This is a genomic window from Ewingella sp. AOP8-B2-18 (assembly GCF_052376015.1).
Taxonomy (GTDB): Bacteria; Pseudomonadota; Gammaproteobacteria; order Enterobacterales; family Enterobacteriaceae; genus Ewingella; species Ewingella allii.
This window is the reverse complement of record NZ_JBQSVB010000018.1, coordinates 24,510-31,859: the sequence shown is the minus strand read 5'-3', so window position 1 is coordinate 31,859 and position 7,350 is coordinate 24,510. Positions and strand designations below refer to the sequence as shown.

At 33.0% G+C, this 7,350-nt stretch carries 17 protein-coding genes; 2 read left to right on the top strand and 15 right to left on the bottom strand.

The window, feature by feature from the left end:
• Positions 1 to 302, top strand: a 302-nt coding sequence (locus tag ACT3RR_RS21665) for a type II toxin-antitoxin system Phd/YefM family antitoxin (protein ID WP_262388033.1), incomplete at its 5' end; no start/stop codon positions are given.
• The gene (locus tag ACT3RR_RS21660) at positions 302 to 703 is read left to right on the top strand and encodes a type II toxin-antitoxin system VapC family toxin (RefSeq protein WP_063927383.1); all 402 of its coding nucleotides are present in this window, start codon (positions 302 to 304) and stop codon (positions 701 to 703) included. The genes ACT3RR_RS21665 and ACT3RR_RS21660, both read left to right, overlap by 1 nt.
• 29 nt (positions 704 to 732) lie before the next feature.
• Here ACT3RR_RS21660 and ACT3RR_RS21655 read toward each other — a convergent pair whose 3' ends face one another.
• The 15 genes from ACT3RR_RS21655 to ACT3RR_RS21585 form a co-directional block, all read right to left on the bottom strand.
• On the bottom strand, positions 733 to 1,008 hold the full coding sequence (locus ACT3RR_RS21655; protein ID WP_063927384.1) for a hypothetical protein: 276 nt from the start codon (positions 1,006 to 1,008) through the stop codon (positions 733 to 735).
• Positions 1,009 to 1,060: 52 nt separating this feature from the next.
• A complete protein-coding gene (locus tag ACT3RR_RS21650) occupies positions 1,061 to 1,387 on the bottom strand; it encodes a hypothetical protein (protein WP_187426992.1) in 327 nt (108 codons plus the stop codon).
• Positions 1,388 to 1,467: 80 nt separating this feature from the next.
• The gene (locus ACT3RR_RS21645; protein ID WP_032625127.1) at positions 1,468 to 1,683 is read right to left on the bottom strand and encodes a hypothetical protein; all 216 of its coding nucleotides are present in this window, start codon (positions 1,681 to 1,683) and stop codon (positions 1,468 to 1,470) included.
• Positions 1,684 to 1,685: 2 nt separating this feature from the next.
• On the bottom strand, positions 1,686 to 2,072 hold the full coding sequence (locus ACT3RR_RS21640) for a hypothetical protein (RefSeq protein WP_032625125.1): 387 nt from the start codon (positions 2,070 to 2,072) through the stop codon (positions 1,686 to 1,688).
• Positions 2,073 to 2,117: 45 nt separating this feature from the next.
• Positions 2,118 to 2,405, bottom strand: a complete 288-nt coding sequence (locus ACT3RR_RS21635; protein ID WP_032625123.1) for a hypothetical protein — start codon at positions 2,403 to 2,405, stop codon at positions 2,118 to 2,120.
• A 166-nt stretch (positions 2,406 to 2,571) separates the two neighbouring features.
• On the bottom strand, positions 2,572 to 3,180 hold the full coding sequence (locus tag ACT3RR_RS21630; protein ID WP_219841823.1) for a hypothetical protein: 609 nt from the start codon (positions 3,178 to 3,180) through the stop codon (positions 2,572 to 2,574).
• Positions 3,180 to 3,605, bottom strand: a complete 426-nt coding sequence (locus ACT3RR_RS21625; protein ID WP_048980192.1) for a hypothetical protein — start codon at positions 3,603 to 3,605, stop codon at positions 3,180 to 3,182. The genes ACT3RR_RS21630 and ACT3RR_RS21625 overlap by 1 nt, the downstream gene beginning before the upstream one ends.
• 104 nt (positions 3,606 to 3,709) lie before the next feature.
• Positions 3,710 to 4,390, bottom strand: a complete 681-nt coding sequence (locus tag ACT3RR_RS21620) for an N-6 DNA methylase (protein WP_496201096.1) — start codon at positions 4,388 to 4,390, stop codon at positions 3,710 to 3,712.
• Positions 4,391 to 4,498: 108 nt separating this feature from the next.
• On the bottom strand, positions 4,499 to 4,771 hold the full coding sequence (locus tag ACT3RR_RS21615; protein ID WP_127348268.1) for a hypothetical protein: 273 nt from the start codon (positions 4,769 to 4,771) through the stop codon (positions 4,499 to 4,501).
• Between the two features lie 5 nt (positions 4,772 to 4,776).
• Complete coding sequence (locus ACT3RR_RS21610; protein WP_032650710.1) at positions 4,777 to 5,076, bottom strand: hypothetical protein; 300 nt, start codon at positions 5,074 to 5,076, stop codon at positions 4,777 to 4,779.
• A 493-nt stretch (positions 5,077 to 5,569) separates the two neighbouring features.
• Positions 5,570 to 5,878, bottom strand: a complete 309-nt coding sequence (locus tag ACT3RR_RS21605; protein ID WP_032650704.1) for a hypothetical protein — start codon at positions 5,876 to 5,878, stop codon at positions 5,570 to 5,572.
• On the bottom strand, positions 5,865 to 6,233 hold the full coding sequence (locus tag ACT3RR_RS21600; RefSeq protein ID WP_032650702.1) for a hypothetical protein: 369 nt from the start codon (positions 6,231 to 6,233) through the stop codon (positions 5,865 to 5,867). Before ACT3RR_RS21600 ends, ACT3RR_RS21605 begins: the two co-directional genes overlap by 14 nt.
• A 102-nt stretch (positions 6,234 to 6,335) precedes the next feature.
• Positions 6,336 to 6,710 carry a hypothetical protein gene (locus tag ACT3RR_RS21595; protein WP_032650699.1) on the bottom strand — a complete coding sequence of 125 codons (375 nt, stop codon included), beginning with the start codon at positions 6,708 to 6,710 and terminating at the stop codon, positions 6,336 to 6,338.
• Positions 6,711 to 6,820: 110 nt separating this feature from the next.
• Entirely contained in the window at positions 6,821 to 7,102 is a 282-nt protein-coding gene (locus ACT3RR_RS21590; protein WP_032650698.1) for a hypothetical protein, read from the bottom strand.
• The gene (locus ACT3RR_RS21585; protein ID WP_032650696.1) at positions 7,092 to 7,340 is read right to left on the bottom strand and encodes a hypothetical protein; all 249 of its coding nucleotides are present in this window, start codon (positions 7,338 to 7,340) and stop codon (positions 7,092 to 7,094) included. The genes ACT3RR_RS21590 and ACT3RR_RS21585 overlap by 11 nt, the downstream gene beginning before the upstream one ends.
• Between the last annotated feature and the right edge of the window lie 10 nt (positions 7,341 to 7,350).

Genomic DNA, 7,350 nt, shown 5'->3' with positions numbered 1-7,350 from the left:
CTACAGGGAGTAAGCTTAAAATGTGTTCAATGCGAGGTAATACTATGGAAAAGGTTAACATCTATGATGCCAAAACTAACCTGTCCAAGATCGTTCAAGAGGTCGCCCGGACTGGTGAGCCAGTTGTGATCGCAAAGAACGGTCACGCTCTGGTAAAAGTCATCGCATACAGAGAAGAGAAGCCTAAGCGTAAATTAGGTTTCATGCTCAACAAAGGTAGCGTTTCTGATAGCTTCCTTGATAACTTTGATGATATGAACGCTGATGAAATTCAAGATATGTTTGAAGGGAAATATGAGTAATGGATTACCTCTTAGATACCAATATCTTAATATTCATGGGTTTTCGTCCTGATCGCTTAAAGCAAGAGGTTGTAGAGCTGTTGGAAGACACCGAAAACCGCCTGTTCTTCTCTGCTGCCAGCGTTTGGGAAGTCGTAATTAAAAGTAGTCTTAACAAGCCCTTTGACGTTGATAATCCAACGTTGTTTAGAGATGGTCTGTTTGAAGCTGGCTTGATTGAGATACCTGTTAAAAGTGAGCATACGCTTGTTGTAGCCGATTTGCCGGAGAAGCTACACAAAGACCCGTTTGACCGTCTTATCGTGGCTCAAGCGAAGCATAACAAGCTTCCTTTAATTACCAGCGATAGCAAGCTGATTGAGTTTGTCAGCGACTACATTACCATCATACCTAACCGATAAAAGAAAGCCCCTGTTATGGGGCTTTTTATTCAGTATTCTTTACATTTTTCTTTAATGTGTTCATAAACTGATTTTAACTCTTCTTTTATCTGATGTGCTTTAAACCTTTTACCGTAGTTTTGAATGCGATCTAGTTTAGTAATATTTAAACCACCTCTAACACAACATAGATAATAATCATTTGGGTTAATATAATATCCATTAGCTCTCATTTCAGAGACAAGAAATGTCAAAGCTTCACTTTCATCATCAAAACGCTCCGCTACTATATCTTTCATTATTACATTAAAGTTTGTTCTATTCATAATACTTTCCTTTTTTTATGTTTATTAACCTTTCAATACCATCCTATAACATTCAGTCAGAAAGATCGCTTTTAGACGCTTCTATCAATACTTTTGAAAGTGATGGGAATATATATTTATGCTTAGTGTTGTTATAACTCATAGATGTTTTTAAAACAAAACCACCATTTTTAGACTCAACATACCACCATTTATGTGCTTCTAACTCAGACCTTTCTCTTCTTGAATAACCTAATTCAATCTTATCTTCTGACCATAGATTGATTATCTCTTTAGTGTTGATGTAATATCTAACTTCATCACTTCCGGGTTTTTTCCATTCATTAATAAAACCAGCTTCTTTCATTGCGTTAAAATCTTCACTATTTAATTTTGACATAATATTCTCCTTTTGTTTTATGTTATATATATTAATTACACCATATTAAAATAATAGTCAAATAAATATATACTTTTATTTTAACTATCCGATAAGCGGTTTAGGTTTCTATTTTTTATTAGTGTTTTTATTTCCTCTTTGTATGCTATTAAAGTCATAATCTCTGTTAAAATCCCCATTGCTATCATTGTTGGAATATTGTTTGTTATCTCAAATAATGATGTTATCCCTAAACTGAACGCCACATTAAAAATTGAAGAAGTTATAATATTGATTGGTTTTTCTGTTTTATTCATTATTAATCTCCTCCACCGCCGCAATCGCCGCCACCATCACAATCTCCACCACTTCCAAAAAATGAGTCTGAGGTTGACGATCCTGAGCTTTTACTATTTCTTTTATGTTCTGTAATAAGTGATTTTTCAACAAGGTAGTTAAACTTATTACACAAAACCATTGCTTCATCTAACATATATTCAGCGTTTCTATAGTTGGATGGTTGTTTTAAATCTTTATCATAGAAAGCCAAAAGCTTTTTTCTTACTGTTTTACATTTGTCATTAAAGTCTTTGCTATACCCTTTTGAAAGCATAGCCCTACTTAATACATGTGAGGCTTTATCAATCTTTATCTTTAAAACCAATACCTTTATTTCTATCAAAAAACCTATTAAAAAGTTAATCATGTTATATTCTCCTTACCATAGCCCCTTGCGGGGCTGTGTTAGATATTAGCTGTTTATATAATCGTTAAAATCTACAGTGTAAAAACATTCGATATTATAATACTTTTCAAAGTTATAGATTAAATAGCAACCTTTATGATAATCAGAAGCGGCGTCTACTATTTTTCCAATGATCTTTTTATTTCCAGTTTTTTTAAACATTTCATTGCTTAACATCCAATCCGCAACATTTCTTATTTCGTCTTCTATTTTTACCGAAGCGTCTAAACTATTTAATGAAATGAATTTTAAAATAGCTGCGTCAGTGATTTCTATGTATTTAATTTTTTTCATATTACTTCTCCTTTTGTTTGTTTATATATAATTAATACAACATTTAAAATAATAGTCAAATAAATATATACTTTTATTTTAAATAACCAGATAAACGGTTTAATTAATCCGGTATATAAATCTTTGATTATTAATTTAACTCAATAAAAAATCCCCATTGCGGGGATTACATGGTTTCATTGAATATATTGAATGCTTTATCAAGAACACTTAAATAGTATTTTGGTCTTCTAAATGTATTTACTTCTTCAAAGAAGATAACTTTTTCAGCGAGAATGATTTTAGAGTTCATTGATTGATTGAACATTTCTTTGTTTTCATCATCTCTTATAAACACACACACAATCTTTTTGTGTGATTTTCCTTTTGACTGAGTTCCAAGCATTACAAGATAAACAAGACTTTTACCATCACCAAGAGACTTTGCTGTCTCTGAGAAGCTTTCAAACTCCTTGATAAGCTCTTCTACCTTCTCTTTATAGGTATAGCCTAAATCCTTGTTTAACCTTCTTAGCTCTGCGAACATATCATTTAGATAGTTTCTTATTACAAAAGTCTTATTTCCCTCTGTTCTAATCCTCTTTAACTCAATAAAATAGTTTCTGTTGTTTTCTATGAATTCCTGATGCTCCTGAAAATCGGGGTTTAATAACCCCGCCTCATATAGCAAGTTTATGAACTCTTCAAAGTAAATGACTTCATCTTTATCAAGATTTAAATCAATCATGGATTTGAAAATCTTTTGTGCTGTTGTTGTTTCTATTAGTTTGCTCATTAGTTATCTCCCCCCTCTCTTCTTATTACCTCTTTTACAGCTTCTTCTATACAGTCAAAGAAGCTTTCAACCGCATCATCCAATCTGTTAAACATAACCAGCTCATTACCTACAGAAGCTTCGTAGCGTCCTGCTCCTATGTCTGTTCTTATGCTAATCTCATAGACACCACCGCAAAACTCAGCACATACATAGCCTCTTTCTGTTGATAATGTTATATCCAGATCTTGAGCGTTTATATCCTGATAAACAATACTTAACATTAATGCCTTTACTTCTATTAACGTTATAAGTTTTTCAATATCACTAAAAGAATTTTTTTGAACTTCAATGTTATCAAGTTCATCCACCTCAAGAAAACCACTTTCATTAAATGTTAACGGTTCATTTTTTCCACAACTTATTGGAATGTATTTTATATTCATAACTATTCTCCTATGTTTTATGTTATATATAATAAATACTATATTTAAAATAATAGTCAAATAAATATATACTTTTATTTTAAAATAAAGGATGAATGGAGTAGTTAACCCGAAGTGTATTTAAAAACCTGCTTATTTTTATTTAACAAAGTATTGTGATTAAAAATATTTATCTCTTTAATATCTACATTTTCTTTAAAAGCAATTGGAGCTATGACTTGAATGATTGCCATTTTTACCATAAGAGGATCTATGTCATTCAGATTTAGTGTTGTATTAAGATAGCTTCCATTTTTCTGATGTAGTTCTTTCAGTGTCGATAGCACTATAGAGCCAGCACCACAGCATTCTTCATTGATTTTCGCTGTATCAGCTCTTGAACGCATACCAATAGATGTTATTAGACTGCTCACATCGTCAGGCGTCAGGAACTGGCCTAAACCATCACCGCACTTACCTGTAAGATAGATCTCTTCATACAGCTCTGATAGAACGTCTGTAAACGCCTCTTTCTGCTTGATGATATGAACATACTGGTAAGCGGCATCTGCCGCCTTGCTATACTTCTCTATCTCGTTTTTTGGCATGTTAGCTATGATATTGCCATCAAAGATACTGGACGTAATCTGAAAGGTTTTTTGTTTGGTATGTAGCGCATCACAAACCAGATAAAGGCAAAACCCCGTAAAGAGTTCTATTGCTTTTAAAATACTGGCTGCGTTTAATGCTGTTGAGGGGTTTTTGATTTCTGTGATGAGTTTTGATAAATGCTGTATATTATTCATAATGTTTTCCTTTAGTTATTTATTCCTAAAGTTAACACTATGACAAAAGCATAAATCAAATTTATTTATAAAACAGAAAGCCCCCGAAGGGGCTTAAAGAGAGGGGTGTTATCTTGTGAATACAACTCTATCCGCATAAATGGTTTTGGAGAGAACAATAGTTAATATCAAGAATACAAAAAGAGAAGCTAAACCAACAAACATATTCTCTGAAAAAATCAGAACTAAAAAGCTTAATACAACAGATAATAAAGCTCCAATTTGACCGAACCATAACGGCGCTTTACCGTATGTAATGCTCGCGCCACATGGTAAGCACACACCTAAACCATGCTTAGTTTCATGATCACAAAAAGGACAGCGAACAGTTTTATTTTCCATTTTGATTAATCCTTTTTAAACTTTGTGCCTTGATAGATAACGCCGCCGTCTTTGGTCTTCTCAAGCTTGAACGTCCATGACCCGACAACGCTATGTTGAGTTCTGGCGATGTATACGGGCTTTTTAGTTTCATCCCATGACTTCACCGGAAAGCTTTCACCCCTGAACTTGATTACATCCTTTTGAACGTCGAGAACAGCGCCGTACTGAGCGTTTTCATACGTTCCATAGATACCATCATCACCACAACCTGAGAGCGCCAGCGAAGCCACAAGAGCCGCTGCTGCTAAAATCTGCTTCTTCATAATGTGTTCCTTATCTGTTCTGATTTGTGTTTGTAACAAGAAATTTCAAAACAAGGTAAAAATGACGTAACCAACAATTAAAATCAAGCGATTAATTGGTTTTATCAATTGATTGAGGGTTTTGATAGGTTTTAGCATTCAATGTAAAGAAGTGAATAGATGAATGCTTTTAAAACCCCTTGCGGGGCTTTATGCGGGTTTGGACGTGTTCTTTTTGGATTTTAGTTTGATGTAAAAGGCGTGAACTATAGTCATCAAGACAAACGCAATGACGCAATCAATATAAAAGAAGAAAGATTTAGCTGCTGTCTGAACTGCTTCACCTCCTAAAATGCTGGCAATAAACATAGCGAACAAGAAAAGAAAACCGATCTTAAATATTCTTTTATACCATATTCCATAAATTTTGTGCTCTGAAACCCAGCTAACAAAACTCCCTATGTTAATGAATATCAATAAATTCACTATAATAACCAATGTTAAAAATATCATATTATTCTCCTGCTCTGCTTATTTTTGTATCAACGCTATTGGTTTTACTCATCACGTCAAAAACTATGTTTGTTAACTCATCCTTCATTGACTCTGCGAACTGTTCTATTTTTGCTTTATCTTTTCCGGCATATACTCTTTTATCTGTTAAAAGATCAACTTCCCTTTTTACTAAATATTTAGGTTCTGTTCCTCTAACTACTTTATGATTTGATTGTTTTTTATAAATCCTAAAGTGATAGTAGTTTCCATGCTTGATCTTTTTTAACGTGTAGTCATAATCACAATACTGTATTTTATCTATTATCATAACCACCCCTGCTTTTGGTTATCTGAACAACAAATGCTTTATGTCTAAAAGCAAAGTCTCTTAGTTTTTTTGTGATCTCTTCATCATTATTCTCATCAACATCAGTATAAATAATGAATAAATCAGTAGCTGTTAACGTATCTCTCATTTTACTTGATAAGAATAACAAGCTTCCCTGCTCAACAACTTTAATTTTTGCTGTGCTGATCTTTATGTTTGCTTTGTTTCTTTCGATTATATATTTAATACCATCTAAATCTTTTTCGTTATCTACTTCGTATTTGTTAAAGTGAACGCTCAAATTCATAGAGCTTATAATGTGTAAAGATAGTTCTTTACTTTGTGCGTAATCCATAAATATCTCCTTTGTTTGTTATGTATATAAATATAAATAACAAAACTAACCCAATTGTCAAATAATCGGAAGGTGTTTTAGATAAGCGGATTACTTACAGATTTAATCTTTAATGATAAGAGAAGTTAACTCTATTAACTCTTCATCATCCAGAAGATGCCTGTAATAAATATTGTTATAAAATGACTGGATAGCTTTTACGGAAATGTTTTTTTGATAACTGATAATCAGGCGGGTGATAAGAATTGAGGGTTTGTTATATCCAGATCTGAACGTATCAAAGTATTCAAGTAAGTAGTCATGTTTCACCTGTTTGAAATCTAAACTACTTTCAGAACACTGCTTGAAAACTGATAATATCTCTTCTGATGTTCCCTTTTTAACAGTGTAATAGAGCTTTTCAGCAAGCCTTTTTTTATATAGCTCTTGCTGTTTCTGTTCATCAAGAAAATCTTTCAAGCTTTTGTATTTGAGCATGAGATACACACATAAGGACTTAACTTAACCAACATACCATGTGTTGAGTCGATTTTCTACAGGATAGAGCTACAGAACGGGCAAGACAAAGGGGCTTACAGCCCCTTGCATCACCATTCTCTCACCGTGTCTATCAACTCTCTTATCATCAACCCTGTCATCATCACAAGGATAACAGGAAGGTAGATAATCATACCTAAGATCATTACAATAACACCTCCTGACATAGCAGCATTCTCTAAATGATTTTCGATATTAAATCTCTTCCTTAAAGACTGTTTCTTTTCTGTCTCTTCATCTTCTTTTGATAAGGATATTGTGATAGTCGAGTCATCTAATGAAATTTCATCATCTTTTCTTGTTGTTCCATTCCAGTTATTATTACTTGTCATGATCACCCTCTTTAATGATGCTTTGAATATGATAAATATCAGACAAAAGCCATTCATTTTCTTTCCGAGCACATTCAAGCTTATCTTTTAATTCACTTATAATGTGTTCATACTCCATTCTCATATATTCCTTTTCCTCTTCTAAAATTTTTAATCTACCAACTAACTCTTTCTCGTTTTTTGTTTTAAGTTCTAAGATCTGGTCTATAACTTGACGTTCTATTGTTTTCTCACTCATAGTAATTTCC

Excerpts from the sequence above, each read along its gene's own strand:
- ACT3RR_RS21660 (WP_063927383.1), top strand. The coding sequence starts at position 302 with ATGGATTACCTCTTAGATACCAATATCTTAATATTCATGGGTTTTCGT.
- ACT3RR_RS21655 (WP_063927384.1), bottom strand. The coding sequence starts at position 1,008 with ATGAATAGAACAAACTTTAATGTAATAATGAAAGATATAGTAGCGGAG.
- ACT3RR_RS21650 (WP_187426992.1), bottom strand. The coding sequence starts at position 1,387 with ATGTCAAAATTAAATAGTGAAGATTTTAACGCAATGAAAGAAGCTGGT.
- ACT3RR_RS21645 (WP_032625127.1), bottom strand. The coding sequence starts at position 1,683 with ATGAATAAAACAGAAAAACCAATCAATATTATAACTTCTTCAATTTTT.
- ACT3RR_RS21640 (WP_032625125.1), bottom strand. The coding sequence starts at position 2,072 with ATGATTAACTTTTTAATAGGTTTTTTGATAGAAATAAAGGTATTGGTT.
- ACT3RR_RS21635 (WP_032625123.1), bottom strand. The coding sequence starts at position 2,405 with ATGAAAAAAATTAAATACATAGAAATCACTGACGCAGCTATTTTAAAA.
- ACT3RR_RS21630 (WP_219841823.1), bottom strand. The coding sequence starts at position 3,180 with ATGAGCAAACTAATAGAAACAACAACAGCACAAAAGATTTTCAAATCC.
- ACT3RR_RS21625 (WP_048980192.1), bottom strand. The coding sequence starts at position 3,605 with ATGAATATAAAATACATTCCAATAAGTTGTGGAAAAAATGAACCGTTA.
- ACT3RR_RS21620 (WP_496201096.1), bottom strand. The coding sequence starts at position 4,390 with ATGAATAATATACAGCATTTATCAAAACTCATCACAGAAATCAAAAAC.
- ACT3RR_RS21615 (WP_127348268.1), bottom strand. The coding sequence starts at position 4,771 with ATGGAAAATAAAACTGTTCGCTGTCCTTTTTGTGATCATGAAACTAAG.
- ACT3RR_RS21610 (WP_032650710.1), bottom strand. The coding sequence starts at position 5,076 with ATGAAGAAGCAGATTTTAGCAGCAGCGGCTCTTGTGGCTTCGCTGGCG.
- ACT3RR_RS21605 (WP_032650704.1), bottom strand. The coding sequence starts at position 5,878 with ATGATAATAGATAAAATACAGTATTGTGATTATGACTACACGTTAAAA.
- ACT3RR_RS21600 (WP_032650702.1), bottom strand. The coding sequence starts at position 6,233 with ATGGATTACGCACAAAGTAAAGAACTATCTTTACACATTATAAGCTCT.
- ACT3RR_RS21595 (WP_032650699.1), bottom strand. The coding sequence starts at position 6,710 with ATGCTCAAATACAAAAGCTTGAAAGATTTTCTTGATGAACAGAAACAG.
- ACT3RR_RS21590 (WP_032650698.1), bottom strand. The coding sequence starts at position 7,102 with ATGACAAGTAATAATAACTGGAATGGAACAACAAGAAAAGATGATGAA.
- ACT3RR_RS21585 (WP_032650696.1), bottom strand. The coding sequence starts at position 7,340 with ATGAGTGAGAAAACAATAGAACGTCAAGTTATAGACCAGATCTTAGAA.